The following is a 19,141-nucleotide window of genomic DNA, read 5'->3' as shown; positions in this document are numbered from 1 at the left end:
CTTTCACTCTTATCGTTCAAGGACATAGCCTTGCTACAGGTTAGCACCTTCGCTCCATTTGAGTGAATCGCAAAAGCTGTTACAGCTTTTTTGCAGAGCAGGTTGCTGGGTTTCATAGGGCCTGTCCCTCCACCAGCTCGGGATAAGAGTATCCGTTCAAAAAACTATCATACGTAAACTGCGGTTCGATGTCAACCGGCAATTAACGAGATAAGAAAGAAAGATCGCATAAGCTGAATTTATCCGAATTAGTATAGACTATTAATATGAATGTGTTATACTAATTTGGAATAAAGGATGCATGACCATTTTTGAATAAAGGGTGGGGAATCAATAATGAATACTATTCGCAAAACAACTGATTTACATGAATTATTAACAAAGGACCACGTCCACCGCAACCTTTCTGTACCAAAATTAGTAGAAAAGATTTTGGAGCGCAACGAAGGAACACTTACTTCCTCAGGCGCGATAAAAGCAGAAACAGGGACCTATACAGGTCGATCACCTAAAGATAAATATACAGTAAATGAACCGGCTACAAAAGAGCTTGTAGACTGGGGACCTGTTAATCAGCCTATTTCGGTTGAAGCATTTGACCGCCTGTACACAAAAGTGATGAACCACCTGCAGGATTTAGATGAAGTATTTGTTTTTGAAGGTTTTGCCGGAGCGGATGAATCATCCAGATTGCCAATTCGTGTAGTGAATCAGCGTGCGTGGCACAATTTATTTGCCCACCAGCTTTTTATCCGTCCCACAGAAGGAGATCAATGGGAAAGCTCGATGGAACAGCCTTTTACCGTCCTGTCTGCCCCTTCTTTTAAAGCTGACCCGAAAACGGACGGGACACGTTCAGAAACATTTATTATTGTTTCATTTGAAAAAAGAACCATCCTTATAGGCGGCACTGAGTATGCGGGTGAAATGAAAAAATCAATATTCTCCGTTATGAACTATATATTGCCCCAAAAAGATATCCTGCCAATGCATTGTTCAGCAAATGTCGGCCCTGAAGGAGATGTGGCTCTGTTCTTCGGCTTATCCGGAACGGGTAAAACGACTCTTTCTGCTGACGCAGACCGCCGGCTGATCGGAGATGATGAACACGGCTGGTCAGATAACGGCGTGTTTAATATCGAAGGCGGCTGTTATGCAAAATGCATTCAACTTTCAAGAGAAAAAGAACCTCAGATTTTTGACGCGATCCGTTTCGGATCTGTTCTTGAGAATGTGGTGCTTGACCCAGACACAAAAGTTGCTGATTACAATGATTCTTCCTTAACAGAAAATACACGTGCTGCTTATCCGATACAGGCTATTTCCAATATTGTGGATCCGAGTCTTGCGGGTCATCCTAATACGATCGTCTTTTTAACAGCAGATGCGTTTGGTGTCCTGCCTCCAATTTCTAAATTAACAAAAGAGCAGGCCATGTACCATTTCCTAAGCGGTTATACGTCTAAACTTGCGGGTACGGAGCGCGGAATAACGGAACCGGAAGCTACGTTTTCAACTTGTTTCGGCTCACCATTTCTCCCTCTTCGCCCAACAGTATATGCAGAAATGCTTGGACGAAAGATGGAGGAACATGATGTTCAAGTCTTCCTGGTTAATACCGGATGGACCGGCGGCGCTTATGGAACAGGCACACGCATGAAGCTTGCTTATACTCGGGCAATGGTCCGCGCAGCCCTGCAAGGTGAGCTTACTAACGCAGAAACTTCTCAAAATGGCCTGTTTGGACTTGAAACGCCTCTGCATGTTCCAGGGGTTCCGGATGATGTTCTTGTCCCCCGGTTTGCATGGCCTTCAGAAAAGGCGTATGAAGAAAAAGCGCTTGAGCTTGCGATAAAATTTAAAGAAAACTTCAAAAAGTTCACCAATGTTGATGAGAAAATTGTTAAACTTGGCGGACCAAAAGTATAATTTATTTAAAAATCCCTCATTCACTGAATGAGGGATTTCTCCTGTTATGGCGCTATCACTTCCTACCCTCCTTACCATTATTTGTTCACAATAACTCCAATCTTTTCAAAACCTGGTAACTTAATGAATCATTTTTTACATTTTCTATAAAATACCTTTATACTTATATAGTAAGTTTATAAGGGATCGCAATTAGCCGTCTTCCGTCTTAACCAGTCCGATCACTTAGGCTTAAGTATTAAGCGTTTCACAGCTCTGGTCTAAGGGAATATTAATGGGAAGAGCTGAATGTTCAAGGAACGCCTTACCAGCGGACGCTTGCTCAAATGCCTTAGAGACTGATACTCAAGAAATAAGCATATATTCATTTACTGGAGGAGCAGCTATGAAGGAATTGCAGCCACTTGTATCATTTATTATACCGGCATTTAATGAAGCTGAGAATGTGCCGCTTATTCATGATGAATTGCGAAGAGAATTTGACATGCTTGATTACCAATATGAAATACTTTTCATCGATGATGGAAGCAGCGACAATACGCTTTTTATTCTGCAGGACTTAGCGGATCAGTTTGAAGAGGTAAAATACATCTCATTTACCCGGAATTTTGGGAAGGAAGCCGCATTGCTTGCAGGGCTGGAGCATGCAAAAGGTGATGCCATCATTATCATTGACGCTGATCTTCAGCATCCGGTATCTTTAATTCCGGACATGCTGGAGGGATTTGAAGAAGGCTTTGATCAGGTAATTGCCCAGCGCAACAGAAAAGGAGATTCAAAGCTCCGCACCAGCCTTTCAAAACTGTATTATGTAATTATTAATAAATTAGTGGATGTGGACCTTAAAAATGGGGTGGGAGATTTCCGGTTACTCAGCAGACGGGCTGTCGATGCGATGCTGAAGCTAAAAGAAGGAAATCGTTTTTCAAAAGGCCTGTTTTCCTGGATCGGCTACGACCAGAAAATTATCCATTATGAAAATGTTCAGCGCCAAAAAGGAGATTCAAAATGGTCGCTGAGCGGTCTGGTAAACTACGGGATAGATGGAATGATTTCCTTTAATCTAAAACCGCTGCGGATTTGTTTGTATATGGGGATTTCGATTTTATTGCTGTCCCTCGTATATATCACTATCATGTTCGTGCAGGTATTTCGTGAAGGTGTAAGTGTTCCCGGCTACTTCACTACCATTTCAGCTGTTCTTTTTCTTGGAGGACTCCATTTATTCAGTCTTGGTATAATTGGAGAGTACATTGGACGAATTTATTATGAGGCCAAACAGCGTCCGCATTATCTCGTTCAGGATACCAATGTACGGGAGGAAAGTCAGGAGGAAAGAAATGAAGCGGCTCGATACAGAGTTCACTAGATTTGTCATTGTAGGCGGGCTGAATACGGGTAATTACTATCTGGTTTTTTTGCTGTGCCACAACATACTATACCTGCATTATATGGTATCGCATATTATAGGATTTATTATTAGTCTTGTTATCTCTTTCTTTTTAAATACATATTTCACTTACAAAGTGAAGCCGACTCTGGTGAAATTTTTACAGTTTCCTTTAACACAGCTAGTAAATATTGGCGTGTCTACCTCTCTCGTCTTTGTTTTTGTAGAATGGCTTAATCTGAACAGCAACATTGCCCCTTTAGCGGCTGTTGTTTTTACTATCCCAGTGACATTTGTGGTAACTGGAAAAATTCTAAAAAAGTAATGGTGAAATCAATGACAATTAAAAGAACGCTTTTTCTGGTGCTGGCAGCTTTTGCTGCTTCTTTTTTCTCTCATTTTTTCTTTTTGAATGAGTGGTGGGATGACCGCTATATGCTTGGGCCTAACGACGGTTTAAATCAAATCGCTCCATTTAAAGAATTATTGTATAACGAATTTACCAATGGAAGTTTTTTCTATTCATTTTCCTTTGGAATTGGTGCTGGAACATACAGCCAGCTGGGCTACTATTATTCTACTAATATTTTTTTTCTTTTTTCTGTCGTTATTGTTTATTTATTCGATTCAATGGGTTTTATTCATTCACCTGATGCGCTATTTTGGGCACAGGCGAACGTATGGATCAGTGTGATGCGCGTTACTTTGATTATTACGGTAACGACCGCCGTCTTCAGGTATATGAAGCTGACAGCAGTCCCAGCGTTTACGGGGGCTTCTTTGTACGCAATCAGTGCCATTTACTTTCGGCATGTCGTTTATTGGGACTTTTTTGCAGACGCTTTTTTATGGGTTCCTCTTCTTGTTCTAGGTGTCGAAAAAATTATCAGGGAAAAACACCCTGTATGGTTTATTGTGGCCGTTGCCGGAATGATTTTTACAAATTTTTATTTCGCTTATATTAATTTAATCTTTATTGCCATTTATATTGCATTCCGTTCGGTTATTAAACTTGTGAACGGAGAAACTCCTTTTAAAATACAATGTAAGCATTATATTTTCGGCGGCCTTTTGGGGTTTGGCATGGGATCCATCGGGTTTGTACCTGCAGTATATGGCTATTTTAATAATTACCGTCCACCGTATGAAGAATTTGTACCAATCTGGAATTTTGCAGACAATATATTATTTACGAGTCTGACCCTTCTCGTGCCCCCTATTTTTATTTTATTTATGTGGGTAGGATCGTTTTACAAAAATAAGTTATTTCTATTATTTGCTGCTATTAGTCTTTTCTTAATCATTCTTCATTTTAGTCCCCTGGCCGGCAGCGTATTTAACGGTTTTTCTGCACCTAGAAACCGTTTTGAATACCTTGCTTACTTTGCTATTGGAGGTGCAACAGCTGCGGGTCTTCAGCTCCTATCGAAAATAAAATTAAAAGAGTTTTTAAAAGCGGCTTCACTTACGATCATCACGTATGCGTTATATTATGATTCCTACTTTTTAACTGCCTACAGTGAAGAGACAAATAAAGGCTTCATCATTCTTTGGGTGGCCGGTGCAGTTGCAGCTGTATTTATTTTATTTGGGTGGATAAGAAAATCAGCGGTTTTATATTTGCTTATGGCAGTGATTATCATCGGAAATATTACCGTTATGAATAATCATCAGCGAATCGTTTTATCCGAAAACGGAGGAGCAGACGGGGTTACCCGTGATTACCTTCAAAGCGGAGACTATATGAATAAAAAACAAATGGAGCTTATCCAACAGGTTCAGCAGCGCGATGACGAGGCACTGTACCGCATGGATTGGCGCGGCAATGATAACCGAAATAATATACCGGTTATTCAAGAGTTTAATGGGTTAAGCTCTTATACCAGCATTCAAAACAAAAATATTTTATTTTTCTATTACCATGACATGGAAATCGATATGGGACATGAAAGCGTCAGCCGATATTCCGGTCTGGGGGATCGGTCTAATCTTTACAGTCTTCTTCGAGGGAAATACCTGATGCATGAGAAGAATAAAGAGGAAGTTGTTCCTTATGGATTTAAGAAAATACTTGAGAATGACAATTACATTATCTATGAAAACACAAATACGCTGCCGTTTATTAAAACAACCAGCAATCTATATGATGAGGATCTGGTAAGTAAAGCGGATATTCTGTCCCGGGAACATGCCATGCTTGATGGTATTGTTGTGAAAGACGCCCCCGGAGACCCAAAAACACTTAATCAGAAGAATAACCTGTTAGAAGATGTTTCGATAAAACCTGTAAATGCCACTTATAAAAACGGGCAGCTGGAAGTCACCGGTGAAAAAGGCGGTCTGGATATACAGGTTGGCGGTAAATCCAAAGAATTTATCGATCTTTATTTATCCTTTTATTTAGAAAATAATGATCGCCAGGCTCCTATGTTCAGACTGGAAATTAACGAATTTCAAACACTTAGAAAATCGCATCAGTCGCTTTACCGGACAGGTGTAAACGATATAACTGCACGTGTATCCAGTTCAGAAACCCTCTCACTTCGCATGCGGGAGGGCAGCTATACGCTGGAGGATTTGGAGCTGTATGGAGAAAACTACGAGAAGTTAAATGAAATCACCGCTTCAGCAACTCAGCAGGATCAACAAGTTGATATAGGGGACAACCGGATTACTCTCCTTTTTGACAATACCGAAAATAATTCGCATGCTGTGATACCTATCCCATACGAACGCGGATGGCAAGTAAAAGTGAACGGTGAAAAACAAGAGCTATTAGAAGCAAATTTTGCTTTTTTGGGCACAGAAATTGATAAAGGTCCCAATAAAATCGAGTTCGTTTATTATCCGCCCTATTTTATGATTTGTTTAATCATCGCCATATTGTCATGTTTGATCACTGCTGCATGGGGATGGTTAAATTGGCGAAAGAGGAAAAACCCCCGGGTTTAAATTAGCATTTTGCTATAATCAATGACGGCAACCAGTGTAAGATGCAGAAGTTTTGCTATAGGTTGCAGAACTTTTGAGTAGAACGGCAGAACAAACCATCTAAACTGTCGAAATGTCGTTGTAAAATTTACGCTATATAATTTAACAACATCGATATTCAACCCCTAAAAATAGGCCCATTTCACATAACTCCAAAAGTTATGTGAATTGAGCCTATTTTTATTGCAAATACGAGGTGAACGGAGCGGAAGTTGGCGGCTCCTGCAGGATGTGACAGCGCTTAAGATCCCGCAAGGCAAAGCCTGAGAAGGGCTCAAGCGAAGTCCCTGCGGAAAGCGTCAGCCTAAAAGCACAGTGAACCGGTTAGAAGAGTTGAGACCCATTTGTCCCAGTCTCTTTTTATTCTGTATACTTCTTCACTTAAACAACAGCTTTCTCCAAAGTAAAATCCAGTCCAAAGCCTGTATGCAATTGACGGACAGCAGTGTGAAGTTCGGATCTATCCAAAAGGGCTGTGACGCATATTGAAGATTCCCCTATTAATTTGACCTTGTTCTTGTTATGAATGAAGATCCTGCACATCTCTGCTTTTATTTCTGAAAGGCCACTGCCAATGACAGAGACTTTTGACAAGCCGTTCTTCTGCTGTAACGCTGTGTACCCAATCTTTTCTTTTTCTTTATTTAAAAGGCATAAAACGTTTTGAGTGTCGCTTTCCTTTACTAACAGAATGATACTCTGATCATATAATTGCAGATAAATATCTGCCTGAATATGAAGTGCTGAAAGGCTGGAAATAATTTGTTTTCGCGAGGCCTCCATCTTACTCAATCCGGATAAAATTAGACGGCTTACTTTTTCTTCAAATGCAATCCCCGTAACAGGAAGGGATTTTTCACCGCTCATTTTATTCGTAATCATCGTTCCGCTCCCGGGGCGGGCACTTGACTTCACCGCTATAGGAATTTGGTGGCGCTCTGCGTACCTAATTGCTCTTGGATGAAGAACACCGGCACCCATAGCAGCCAAACTCAGCATTTCTTCATATGACAGAGAGGGAATTTTCACAGCACTCCCTACGATTCCCGGATCAGTCGTATAAACTCCGTCAACATCGGTAAAAATGTCACATCTGTCTGCATTTAGATAGGCTGCAAGAGCAGCGGCTGTTGTGTCTGATCCTCCTCTGCCCAATGTCGAGATATCCCCATTTTCATTTACTCCTTGAAAGCCGGCCACAACGACAATTTTCTGTTTTTCTAATTCACTCCTGATCCGTTCTGTGTCAATGAAGACAATCTGGGCGTTTCCCATTACCGTATCGGTGTGAATCCCTGCCTGCCTCCCTGTAAGAGAAATAGATTCTGCTCCCTGCTGTTTAAGAGCCATTGCCAAAAGGGAGATGGTCACCTGTTCTCCAGTGGACAGAAGCATGTCTAATTCCCGATTGCATGGATTGGATGAGATCTCACCTGCTAACTGCAAAAGAGTATCTGTTGTTTTCCCCATCGCAGACACAACAACGACCACATCATGTCCTTTATTTTTTTCCTGCAGTATGCGATTTGCCATCAGCTTTATTTGGTCCACTGAACCTACAGAGGTACCGCCAAATTTTTGAACGATTGTGCTCAACGTTTATCCCTCTTTCTATTGAAGTGACGATTTTCTCCATACTTTATTAAAAAGAGGCACGGCTCACTTTTTTATACAAAGATAAGGCATTTTTAACCTTCCCGAACTCAGATGCATGCGGACGATCCTCCCCATCGGAGTATCCATAATCAACCATGCGGTTTCGGTTTAAACACAGTTTCGTAAACTCAGGTTTAAAGAAATCAAATAGTTTAAACCGCTCCTCTAACTGAGGAAAAGATTCCTGATAGTCATAAATGGAATCGGCCAGCAGGCTCCAGAACGTTTTTTCATCGAGCATTTGATTGTTCTCCAGAATGCTGCTGAGATACCGCAGATGGCAAATAAACAGCCCCGTAAATATAAACTGGGTAAGCCCTTCCGGCGGCTCTGTTCGAAGAACCTTTTTAAATTCCCCTGATAACCCGCTTAGCTCAGGAAAATCCTGATCTGAAATATTAACATCATCTACAAAGTCTTTGATGGCTAGCCGGTGCGGTTTGGCATCCTTTAATACGACGATCGTATTTTGGCCGTGCGGGGAGAATACCGTACCATATTGATAGAGAAAATGCAGAAGCGGATCCATTACGACCTTGAAAAACTGCTTCATCCATTCCTCTGGTTCCAGTCCCGATTCTTCGATCAGGCTCTTGATATAAGGCTTGTTATTGTGATCCTCATACAATAATGCAGCCAGTGTAATGGCATTTTCTCCCTCTTCCAGATAGGTGTATATACTTTCTCTCCAGATCGTTCCAAGCATCTCCAAATACTGATAAGGAGCCTGCTTCAATTTTGTGTAATAGGGATGGTGTACATTAATGCTGGCATTTTCTCCAGGGAGAATGACTCTGCAGTCCTTTTTCAGAAAAGGATCCTTCTCTCCTATTCCTTTAATAAACGCTGTAACCTTCGGCGCGATCAGTGTTCTTTCAGAAGGCAGCCCTCTGTAGACAAGCGTGTTTAATATACTCATAGGGAGTTTTACATGATGTTTATTTCTGCTTGATTGATTGACAAATGTCCGGATGGACTGCTGCGGAAGATAGCGGTCTTCCCCTTCTCCCAAAAGAATAATTTGTCCCTTTGCTATTTCTTCAGGAAAATGCTGAATGATCCGGTTAGTCCACTGCCATTGATGAACCGGCATGAAAAAATACTGAGAAGAATCGCTGCCAAGCTCTGTAACTTTTTTTTCAAATCGAATGCGGTCGGTTTCACTTAATTCTTTAGCCAGCAAATCATGATAACTCAGCCCTTCAATTGATTGAAAGGAGGCAATTTCCTGATGCACGGCGATCCAGGACAGCTGAAGTTCTTTTTGCTGCTCGGGAGCAAATGCCAGATAGTCGTCATACCCAAATCCAATTCTCCCTTTGTTATAGGTAATCCACGGATGGCCGGTCATATAGCCTTCTAACAGTGCATAATCTTCCTTTATTAATTCATCAGAGGTTTTCGGTTCTTTCTCCAAAAGATGAACATCTGCAATTAACGTACTGTTTAATTCTTGGATTAAATGGCCGGCAGTCTCAGAGGACATCCCAATCATTTCCTGAAGATCTACCAGGAGCTCAATCGCACTATCAGCCGCTTTCTCTTTTCCATTTTCCACAATATAAACCGTCGTCCACTTAACATCAAAACTATCAAACAATCGTTTTTGAGCCTTAAAATAATAGTGTTTACTGCTGGAGATTTGCAAGTCATACTCGATATCATGTTCTTCTTCGGAAATGATATCAGGCTGGATCATGTCTTCGTACATGAACTCGGCCAGCATTTTTCCTATCAGTTTTTTATTTGCTTTCGTCCAGTTATCACGCTTAATATTTTGTTCAATCTCATTTTGAAACAGCATATGAACCCTTCTTTCCCTGGTTTGTATTATTACTGCCAGTCTTTTGACCGAAGTTCTGGTAGACATTCCTGGAATGCACAGAGTACACTTCTCTTCCAATAATGGCATTAATAATCATTGCGTTGCGATGTGCACCAAGTCCTAGATCCGGTGTGCCAACTCCATGGGTGTGAAGATCGCCATTTTGCACAAAGATTCTATTTGTATGTGCTGTCAGCATTTCAACCCGATAATCCTCTGTCACTTTATACCTTCCAAGATCGTCCCATCTGATCCATTCCTTCATTGGTGATAAAAAAGACGGGAATGCCATCTTATAGCCTGTCCCAAGAATCACCAGATCCGCTTTGCTTCTTATTTCCTCTTCCTGCAATTGATGATAGCCCTGCAGTTCCCATGTGCCCCCGTCATTTTTAACCCCTGTAATTTCTGTCATAGGCTGAAGCACAACATCCGCGTATTCTCCGCCGATCGATCTTTCATATAAATGATCATAAATATCAGCAATCGTCTCAGCGCTAATGCCTTTGTACAGCAGATCCTGCTGTTTAAGCAGCTGATCCTTTTTTTCCTGTGGCAGCCCGTAGAAAAAAGCTGTATAATCCGGCGAGAAATATTCCAGGCCTAGCTTTGAATATTCCATTGGGAAAAAACCTTTTGCGCGCGTGAACCATTGGAGTGAAAAGTCGTATTGTTCCTGTTCTTTCGCTACATCAAGAAATACTTCCGCGGCACTTTGTCCCGAGCCAATCACAGCGATCGAGCCTGCCTCTTTGATCATGTCTTTATTTGATAAATAATCAGCAGTATGAAAAATCGACTTACCAAGTTCGTGCTGAAAAGCTTGCGGAACAGAAGGCACTGAACCAATTCCAACAACGATATGTCTGGTGAGCAGTGTTTCCTCCTTTTGAGAAATGCCATTCAGGCTCTTAACCTGATATACTTCTTCCCCGCTGTCGAGCCTATAGGCGGTCACCGACTGAACATCCATTTCATACTGACAATTAGCTAACTGGCTGCTCACCCACTGACAGTAATGGTTATATTCTTTTCTTGGAATATGAAATTTTTCCAGAAAATAAAAGTGATACAGCCGGTTATGAGCTTCCAGATACCGAAGAAAGCTGTAATCGCTTCTTACATCAGCCATACTGACCAAATCAGCAAAAAAGGGAACTTGCAGCGTCGTTCCTTCAATCAGCATTCCTGGATGCCAATTAAATGATGCCTTCTTTTCAAGAAATAATGCTTTCACATCGCTGACTGGATCAAGCAGGGCCGCTAAGCCCAAATTAAATGGACCAATTCCAATGCCGATTACATCATAGATTTCACTCGTTTCGTTTAACGATTTATTCATAACAGCCACCTCGTTTCAAACTCTTGCCTTTCACAAAACATCAGCATTGCCGTTTTATCTGGTAAAGAAACGGGTTTGATTGACTCAAATCCGCATTTTTTAAATACATGAATCATTTTTTCATTTCGAATATCCGGCTCAGCAATGACTTTGACCGTTTTGTCTGAAAGCTCAAACTGATAGCGGACCATTGCCCGCAGCAAAGGCATGGAAAATCCTTTTCCGATAAACTCCTCTTCCCCGATCAGCAAGTGGATCCCCTGATCAAATGGTGTAGATATATAGCAATTCTCTGCAATATCCCCTTTGACCCAATAAGCTTCCCAGTAGCTCATTGCAATGCCGTCAAGATAACCGATAAATAATGTATGATGAGCATCCGCTAATGCTTTTTTTAGGTGAGAACCATATTGTTCAAGAGTAATATTTAAATTCCAATAGGGATGGACATATTCTTTATTCATCCAATGGTGAAGAAGATTCACATCACGCTCATACTCCACTTTCCTAAAAGCGATCGTCTTATTTATCCCGCTGTCAAAGATTTCATAATCAAATGACATGCTGTATTTCCACCTCTTTTACCAGAGGATTTTTTACCATGGTGTAAACAGACTGAGCTTCCATAGGACCAACTAATTCATCCATATCATGAAATCGTGTCAGCAGATTCGCTTTACAAGGGAGAGCAGGCTGATACAGGAGGCTGTTTAAAAGATCGGAATCTCCTTCAAATTCCTGTTCATGAAGCTCTAATCTATGTCTTAGTGCATCTATCAGTCTTTCTTCTGCAATGAGTCCGCTTGCACCAAACCCATTAATTAAACCAAATAAATGATTAAAGAAAAAATAGTAACGCAAGCGCTCCTCTGCTACATGATCGGCACAGATGGTATCACTCTTTTGATTTAAGTCAGGCAGCAGCGCCTTCAGTTTCTCCACATGGGATTCGCTATAGTAATAGCCCTGGTTATCTCTATAGTAAAAAGTCTTTGGATAGCCATCTTCAAGCTGGATCAGTGAGTTTTGCTGATGGGCTTCAAGGGCTATACCATATGTATGAAACAACCAGATCATCGGATCAAGCGTTAAAGATAAATATTGATTAAACCAATCCAGGCTGACATCATCCACTTTGCGGTTTTCCCTTATGGCAATTCCTCTAATAATGGAGTGCAATCTGTTATTTCCCCCAAAAGCATGGTCCTGGCATAAACCCGCAATCAGACTTGTTTGAGCGCTGTTTTCATAAAAAGGATTGTCCCGTATTACCACTTCAAAGCCCGATATTTCTTCTTTCAGCCTTACATTCAGATAAGCCGGGTCCTGTATTACTTTAAAACCCGGGAATTGCTGAGCAAGATGCTGACCCACCTCCGTTTCCAGCAGCCTGGTCACTTCAACTCCCCGCGCCAGCTCTTTCTGCTGATTGATGCGCAGCGAATTTGTAATTTTCACTGGAACTGAAAACTTGTACATGTACTTCGATTCCCTGCTGTATACGGTTCGGAAAGATGAAGTAGCTGTAAAAAGTTTTCCTAGAGGACCAAGGTATTCCATTCTGTTTTCCGCCAAAAGCGACTGCACTTCTTCTTTCTCCAGCAGTGTTTTTACTTGCAGCGGATGTACTGGTATGAAGATACGGTCATTTGCTAGTTCCTTAAGCCGCGTTTGATCTACAGCAGAATCCTGTCCCAGCTCTTTAAAAATGATTGAGCTTGCTGACACGGCTTTACTTGAATCCTGTGTGATAAGCGATTTCTCTACACTAAAGTAATGAAGCTGAAACTCACCCTTCAGCTCGGGTGCGTACAGTTGATCTTCATTTTCTGTCAGCCCTTGTTTACTTTTAGGTGTCGGATGAAGCATATGTCCCAGTAATAGAGATTGTTCTGCTTCAATATAATCGAAATCTTCATCTGTTAATGCATCAGTATCGTTTACTCGGTTTTCAATATAGGACTTAATACTGCGGCAGCTTAAGATCACACGTAAAAGCAGTTCGTCCTCCGCTTCTTCACTGTTTTTAACAAGCAGCAACTCTTTTACAATGAGTGCAGTAAGTGTAATATAGTCGATTGGTTTTAATTCTTCATGATCGCCAGTGTGATAAAAAATAGGAAAATCAAATAAATGGCGGTCAGTAAGCGACCAATATTTCACTGGAATGATCAGTTCAATATGCTGCTTGGCAAGACTTGAGACGATGATCTTGCCCGTTTTTCCAGATAGCAGCGGTTGGTCTTTATAGCGGATTCCATCAGAATAATTTCCAGTCTCTCGTAAATAACAATTCAAAAAGCTCTGGATCGTTGCTCTCTCAGCAAGTTCCTTCGTGTTCATGACTGTAACCCTCCATTTATTAGTTCAGCGCCCATAGTTTCTATTTCCGTTAAAAGTGAGTGAATGTCCTCCTGCTTCGTCCGCGGGTTTAACAGAGTCAGTTTCAGGAATGTCTTACCGTTAACTGACGTTTTGGCAATTACTCCTTTGCCCGAATGAAGCAGAGCTTGTTGAATGCTTCTGTTTATCTCACATAGGTCGATGGTCAATTTTTCTGCATTTCTTGGCTGGTAACGGAAAATAATCGTATTTATTTCCGGCACCGGATTTTTAATGACTATATTTTCTAACTCTTTCATGTATCCAGCTGTGTAACTCGCAAGTGTCAGCGTATCGTCAATCATCTGTCCAAAAGTGTGTGTTCCAACCATTTTCAGCGACAGGAACAGCTTTAACGCATCAAACCTTCTTGTCGTCTGAACTGATTTATTGACCAGGTTGAGAATTCCTTCCTCCTCATCATTAAGAGGGTTCAGATAGTCTGCATGATAAGCAATATGCCGAAAATGCTGTTGATCCTTCACTAAAAATGCTCCGCAGCTAATCGGCTGAAAGAATAATTTATGCAGATCCACGGTCATAGAGTCTGCATTTTCCAGACCATTAAGTTTATCTCTATTTGAATGACTGAGCATCAATCCCCCGCCATAAGCTGCATCTACATGCAGCCAAATTCCTTGTTCCCGGGCGATTACCCCCAGGTCCTTCAATGGATCAATACTGCCAAAATCCGTTGTGCCGCACGTGGCAACCAGTGCAAATGGAAGCAGGTCCTGCTCTTTTAAGAGATCAATCTTTTCTTCCACTTCGCTGACAATCATTCTATGTTTTTCATCCGTCTTTACTGTTATAACGGACTGCTCACCCAATCCAAGCTGGGAAGCTGCTTTTTGAACAGTGAAATGGGCATCCTCAGAGCAAATAATTCTTAATCGATGAAAATCAGCCGGCAGTCCCCTAAGCTGAACATTATGATTCCAAAAGGAATGGCAAAATGCATCACGTGCTAATAGCAGGCCCATATAATTTGATTGGGTTCCACCACTGGTAAATACCCCTCCTGCTGTCGGCGGATAATACACTTTATCCGTCAGCCACTTTACCATTTCATTTTCCACATAGGTTGCAGCCGTACTTTGATCCCATGAATCCATTGATTGATTTAGTACAGCAATGATTAATTCAGCAGCAATACCCGGAAGCAGTGGCGGACAATGTAAGTGGGCCATGCTTTTGGGGTGAGAAATATGCAGGCTGTTTTTTAAAATGGGCCATTCTATTTCATTTAAGACATCCATACTGTCCTGCATATTTACTGGAAAATGCATAATTTGCTTGATTTCCTCTTCAATTTCTTTCGGATTCTTGCCAATGAAAGGAGTCGTTGTATCTGCATATACCTGCTGCAGCTTTTCGCTGACCTGATCCATTAGTTTTGTAAATGCTTCGATCCCCTCTTCCTCTTGATGAAGAAAAAAAGTATCATATTTGCTACTTGTTGTTAAATTTACTGTCATGTTACTTCCTCCCAATGGAAGCAAATACTGCCTCTTTGAAAATAACTGCAACCTCGTCAGCCTGTTCTTTCGTAATAATTAGCGGGGGAAGAAAACGGACTACTGAACCATGCCGTCCGCCTACTTCGAGGATCAGCCCACGCTTAAAGCATTCCCGCTGGATTTGACTTGCCAAATCAGGGTTTGCCGGCCGGCTTCCGTTCGAAGCCGGCTCCATTGACGGCTGAATCATTTCAACACCAATCATCAAGCCTCTTCCTCTGACATCTCCTATTTCAGGAACCAATTGCTGCAGCTGCTGGAATGCTGTGAGCATCCTCTTCCCCAATTCATCTGCATGAGAAGTTAACCGATTGTCTTTAATAAACTTTAATGTTGCTGTTCCTGCTGCCATTGCCATTTGATTTCCGCGGAAAGTACCAATGTGAGCACCAGGTTCCCAGCAATCTAAATCCTGATCATAAACCATTACTGACAATGGCAGACTGCCTCCGATTGCTTTTGACAAAACCACTACATCCGGTACGATTCCGGCATGCTCAAAAGAAAACATTCTGCCCGTACGGCCGATTCCAGTCTGCACTTCATCAATGATTAATGGAATGCCCCGTTCTTTCGTTATCCTTCTCATTTCCTGAATCCATTCAACTGGAGCAGGGATAGAGCCTCCTTCTCCCTGAACTGTTTCAAAAATCATGGCAGCTGGCGGTAAAATCCCGCTTTCAGGATCATCAAGGAGATTTTCAATATAAGCACTGCTGATCTGATGGCTTTCATCTCCGCCTTTTCCAAAAGGACAGCGGTATGTGTAGGGATACGGCAAGAAATGAGTATCAGGCATCAGCCCCTGCACCTTCCTCTTTGGTCCAAGGTTTCCGCTGATCGCCATCGTTCCATGAGTTGCGCCGTGATACCCTCCCTGGAACGTGAGAATGCTTTGTTTTCCTGTAGCTGTTTTTACCAGCTTTAATGCCGCTTCAATCGCATCACCGCCGGTTGGACCACAGAATTGTACTTTTGCTCTTTCACGAAAACCCTCTGGCAATACTGAAAACAATTCATCTACAAATGCTTCTTTTACCGGCGTGGTTAAATCTAATGTATGTAATGGCCGTTTATCTCTGATTACCTGCTCCATTGCGTCAATAACGGTGGGATGATTGTGTCCTAAAGCCAAGGTTCCCGCACCGGCGAGGCAATCCAAATATTTATTGCCTTCCATATCGGTAACGTAGATGCCCTCTGCCTCACTTATCGCAAGAGGTATTCTTCTTGGATACGATCTCGCATTTGACTCTCTTCTTTCCTGCTGCTCCAGTAAATCTTTATTTGAAATTAATTGTTGTATAGTCATATCAAATCTCCCTTTCAAATTGGAAATATTGAGCTTTCTATGTCATATTAATTGATATTGATTCTCATTGTCAATAGTAGTTGATAACAATTCTCACTATAATGCCTGTTAAATCCTCCACCTTTCCGCTTCGGGTGGGGGTTGACTGACTATAATTAATATTTCAAAAAAAGTTTTTTCTTTGGCTAAAAAAGCCAAAAGCGCCAATAAATTTAAAAAGCCCAGCAGGTTCACAGCAGGAGTCTCCTGTCCGCTCCAATGATCCTAAGTTTTTGTCAGTAGAGAACGGGTTTTAGAAAAGAAATACAGACAATTAAGTACTTAAAAGGTAAAGTGAAAGAAAGATGATTAATCAGTTAAGAAACTGGAATTGAATTAGGAGGCAGCTAATAAATGATTCCATTAGTATACGACCAAGTTAATAACTGGGGAAAAGACGATGAGTTCTTCCTGGAATTGTTAAAGAAGTTAAATGTTAAAAAAATAGCCGATTTGGGCTGTGGCACAGGAAGATTGACAATTCATTTTGCTAAAATAGGCTATGGAATTACAGCTATTGATCCAAATGAAGAAGCAATAAAATATGCGAAGAAAAAAGAATTTCCAGGCGAAGTAACCTGGATTGTAGGGGATAGCTCAAATCTAGAGGCAAATGCGTTTGACGCAGTCATAATGACAGCGAATGTTGCACAGGTATTTCTTACAGAAGAAAGTTGGCAAAGCGTCATTTCAGATGTTTATCAAGCATTAAAACCTGGTGGTCATTTGATTTTTGATACACGTAACCCATTGGCAAAAGTGTGGGAACAATGGGAAAAAGATAGAACACCTGATCTTGCAATGAATCAGGTGAATGGTGAGCAACTTGAAATTTGGACTGAATACGAGGGGTTTGCAGAAGATGTTTTTACGTTTTATGAGACGGTGAAAAATGCAAGTACAGGTGAAGTCGTAATTCATGAAAAGATGCAATTAAAATTCCGATCGCAAGAAGAAATCTATAAGTCATTAAAAGAAGCGGGTTTTTCACTAACCCAGGTTTTTGGTGATTGGGAGTTTAAACAAGCAACTTCAGAAACCAAATCTTTTATTTTTCATAGTGTAAAATAATACAGCAATTTGATTACCACTGAAAAAGCCTTGAAATTTAAAGAATAATAAAAGCAGACCAATCGCTATGCGAATTAGTCTGCTTATTGATACTCGAATTTTTATTGCTGTCTTTACCGAAACCTTTGTATTTTGGTAAAAGGGTTTTAATTACTCGATTGAAGAGAAACAAGCTCGTATGAAATAATGGTTGAATTATCTCTCCATTCCAAACGGTGGATCTGGCCAGTCCCGCTAAGTTCGCCTTCTTTTGTCCGCTTCACCTCTAAAGGAACGTGCATCGGATACAGCCGGTAGCCCTCTTTAATTAGCTGAAAGAAATTTTCCTGCTGACGATTTTCTTTCCCTTTCGTCACAATCATTGTATTTACCTCTAAAGGCATGCCCACTTTCATCATTCCCCCTGTAAATGTTCTTGCCGGTTTTGATTATTCATCCAGCTGCACAGCTCTTTCACCATTATACGATTGTCTGCAGGTGGAAAAACATGATTAAATTCTTCAAAATATAAAGTTTTGACTGGCTTATTAAGTTTTTTTAAACGTTCTTCTAATCGGTATGCATGTTCGATTGAAACATTCGTATCTTTTGCCCCATGAATGATCAATACGGGAGCATGTAATTTTTCCAACTCATATAAAGGAGTGCGGTAGCGGTATGCTTCAGGATTTTTGTTGGGTGATCCGCCAATTACCCGCTTCAACATTCTTCGAAGGTCTTCCCGCTCCTCATACGTTAATATCATATCAGACACGCCTCCCCAAGTCACAATAGATGTGATGGATGAATATTCGACTCCAACCTGCAAAGCCATGATTCCACCTCTGGAGAACCCGAAAGCATGTACACGTTGATTATTCACACGCGGATGATGCCTGAGCAGCTCCACTCCTGAAAAAGCGTCTTCTCTGTCTTCACCAGCGAAATCTTCATTTCCTTCTCCTCCTCGGTTTCCTCTGTAAAAAGGAGCAAAAACAATAAACCCCCTGTCAGCAAACTGGGCAATGCGTGCAGGACGAACCATGCCGACTCCTTTAATGCCGCCCCGTAAATATAAAAACCCGTCCAGTTTTTCCTCACCTTTTGGCTCAGCGAGGAACCCTTTCACTTTAAAACCTGAGGACCAGATCGTCAGCAGCGATAATTCCACGCCCGGGTTTGGTGATGGAAATGGAATTCGCTCAATAATTTCACCATTCCTCATTTTTCACTCATCCTTCCAGCATTTCTTTTCCCACACTGACAGCGCATGAACCAGTACATCGTCCTTCATGATAAAGCTGAATTCATTTCCTGTGCGCTTCTCTAATAAATTGTCTTTAACCATATGGGGACCATCCGTTTCAAAATAATGCTCCTGCGGTTCAAGGCGGGTAATGTTCGAAAAATAGATATTTTTTATAATAGCAGGATCGCCCTCTACCTTGTACTGCCCTATGTAATGCAGTTTTTTTATTTCAGCACCAAGCTCTTCTTTCACTTCTCTTCTTGCTGCTTGTTCTGGTGTTTCTCCCGCTTCCACTTTTCCTCCGGGAAATTCCAACCCTCTTTTTCGATGCTTCGTTAATACCCATTGACGCTCGAAGCGGGTCATGATCCAGACATGTTTGGGTTCTTGTGAAAACGGATGATTTTCAAATGAAAGTTGAACTCTTTTATTAAAAAAATCGTTAAATTGATATAT

The 19,141-nt window shown here is 41.3% G+C and carries 16 protein-coding genes and 1 riboswitch; of the genes, 5 read left to right on the top strand and 11 right to left on the bottom strand.

The window, feature by feature from the left end:
* Positions 1–6 precede the first annotated feature (6 nt).
* Positions 7–149, bottom strand: a riboswitch (SAM riboswitch).
* A 187-nt stretch (positions 150–336) separates the two neighbouring features.
* From pckA to E2R51_RS00265, 4 genes are all read left to right on the top strand, one after another.
* Positions 337–1,929 carry a phosphoenolpyruvate carboxykinase (ATP) gene (gene pckA / locus E2R51_RS00280; RefSeq protein ID WP_133374909.1) on the top strand — a complete coding sequence of 531 codons (1,593 nt, stop codon included), beginning with the start codon at positions 337–339 and terminating at the stop codon, positions 1,927–1,929.
* A 385-nt stretch (positions 1,930–2,314) separates the two neighbouring features.
* Entirely contained in the window at positions 2,315–3,298 is a 984-nt protein-coding gene (locus E2R51_RS00275) for a glycosyltransferase family 2 protein (protein ID WP_133374907.1), read from the top strand.
* Positions 3,270–3,644, top strand: coding sequence for a GtrA family protein (locus E2R51_RS00270; RefSeq protein WP_133374905.1), 375 nt, complete (start codon positions 3,270–3,272; stop codon positions 3,642–3,644). Before E2R51_RS00275 ends, E2R51_RS00270 begins: the two co-directional genes overlap by 29 nt.
* An 11-nt stretch (positions 3,645–3,655) precedes the next feature.
* Entirely contained in the window at positions 3,656–6,271 is a 2,616-nt protein-coding gene (locus E2R51_RS00265; protein WP_165967097.1) for a YfhO family protein, read from the top strand.
* Positions 6,272–6,691: 420 nt separating this feature from the next.
* On the opposite strand, the gene E2R51_RS00260 is transcribed toward E2R51_RS00265, so the two are convergent.
* From E2R51_RS00260 to E2R51_RS20055, 8 genes are all read right to left on the bottom strand, one after another.
* Positions 6,692–7,906: an aspartate kinase gene (locus tag E2R51_RS00260; RefSeq protein ID WP_133374901.1), complete on the bottom strand. Its 1,215-nt coding sequence runs from the start codon at positions 7,904–7,906 to the stop codon at positions 6,692–6,694.
* A 46-nt stretch (positions 7,907–7,952) separates the two neighbouring features.
* Positions 7,953–9,770 carry an IucA/IucC family protein gene (locus tag E2R51_RS00255; RefSeq protein ID WP_133374899.1) on the bottom strand — a complete coding sequence of 606 codons (1,818 nt, stop codon included), beginning with the start codon at positions 9,768–9,770 and terminating at the stop codon, positions 7,953–7,955.
* The gene (locus E2R51_RS00250; protein WP_133374897.1) at positions 9,754–11,133 is read right to left on the bottom strand and encodes a lysine N(6)-hydroxylase/L-ornithine N(5)-oxygenase family protein; all 1,380 of its coding nucleotides are present in this window, start codon (positions 11,131–11,133) and stop codon (positions 9,754–9,756) included. The genes E2R51_RS00255 and E2R51_RS00250 overlap by 17 nt, the downstream gene beginning before the upstream one ends.
* Positions 11,130–11,663 (bottom strand): GNAT family N-acetyltransferase, encoded by a 534-nt coding sequence (locus E2R51_RS00245; protein WP_133376281.1) that lies wholly within the window; start codon positions 11,661–11,663, stop codon positions 11,130–11,132. The genes E2R51_RS00250 and E2R51_RS00245 overlap by 4 nt, the downstream gene beginning before the upstream one ends.
* A gap of 22 nt (positions 11,664–11,685) precedes the next feature.
* Positions 11,686–13,476: an IucA/IucC family protein gene (locus tag E2R51_RS00240; protein ID WP_133374894.1), complete on the bottom strand. Its 1,791-nt coding sequence runs from the start codon at positions 13,474–13,476 to the stop codon at positions 11,686–11,688.
* Positions 13,473–14,993 carry a pyridoxal phosphate-dependent decarboxylase family protein gene (locus E2R51_RS00235; RefSeq protein WP_133374892.1) on the bottom strand — a complete coding sequence of 507 codons (1,521 nt, stop codon included), beginning with the start codon at positions 14,991–14,993 and terminating at the stop codon, positions 13,473–13,475. Before E2R51_RS00235 ends, E2R51_RS00240 begins: the two co-directional genes overlap by 4 nt.
* A gap of 1 nt (position 14,994) precedes the next feature.
* Positions 14,995–16,347 carry an aspartate aminotransferase family protein gene (locus E2R51_RS00230; protein ID WP_133374889.1) on the bottom strand — a complete coding sequence of 451 codons (1,353 nt, stop codon included), beginning with the start codon at positions 16,345–16,347 and terminating at the stop codon, positions 14,995–14,997.
* 108 nt (positions 16,348–16,455) lie between these two features.
* A complete protein-coding gene (locus E2R51_RS20055) occupies positions 16,456–16,581 on the bottom strand; it encodes a hypothetical protein (RefSeq protein WP_255509690.1) in 126 nt (41 codons plus the stop codon).
* A gap of 159 nt (positions 16,582–16,740) precedes the next feature.
* Here E2R51_RS20055 and E2R51_RS00225 point away from each other — a divergent pair, with 159 nt between their 5' ends.
* The gene (locus E2R51_RS00225; protein ID WP_133374887.1) at positions 16,741–17,457 is read left to right on the top strand and encodes a class I SAM-dependent methyltransferase; all 717 of its coding nucleotides are present in this window, start codon (positions 16,741–16,743) and stop codon (positions 17,455–17,457) included.
* A 146-nt stretch (positions 17,458–17,603) separates the two neighbouring features.
* Here the strand turns inward: E2R51_RS00225 and E2R51_RS00220 are convergent, their stop codons facing one another.
* Genes E2R51_RS00220 through ytkD form a run of 3 tightly spaced genes read right to left on the bottom strand, consistent with a single transcriptional unit; the run spans position 17,604 to position 19,141 of the window.
* Positions 17,604–17,846 (bottom strand): DUF2584 domain-containing protein, encoded by a 243-nt coding sequence (locus E2R51_RS00220; protein ID WP_133376280.1) that lies wholly within the window; start codon positions 17,844–17,846, stop codon positions 17,604–17,606.
* A gap of 5 nt (positions 17,847–17,851) precedes the next feature.
* Entirely contained in the window at positions 17,852–18,661 is an 810-nt protein-coding gene (locus tag E2R51_RS00215; RefSeq protein WP_133374884.1) for an alpha/beta hydrolase family protein, read from the bottom strand.
* Between the two features lie 3 nt (positions 18,662–18,664).
* Positions 18,665–19,141 (bottom strand): RNA deprotection pyrophosphohydrolase, encoded by a 477-nt coding sequence (gene ytkD / locus E2R51_RS00210; protein ID WP_133376279.1) that lies wholly within the window; start codon positions 19,139–19,141, stop codon positions 18,665–18,667.

This window comes from Jeotgalibacillus sp. S-D1 (assembly GCF_004358665.1).
Lineage (GTDB): Bacteria > Bacillota > Bacilli > Bacillales > Jeotgalibacillaceae > Jeotgalibacillus.
This window is presented reverse-complemented; position numbering and strand designations above follow the sequence as displayed.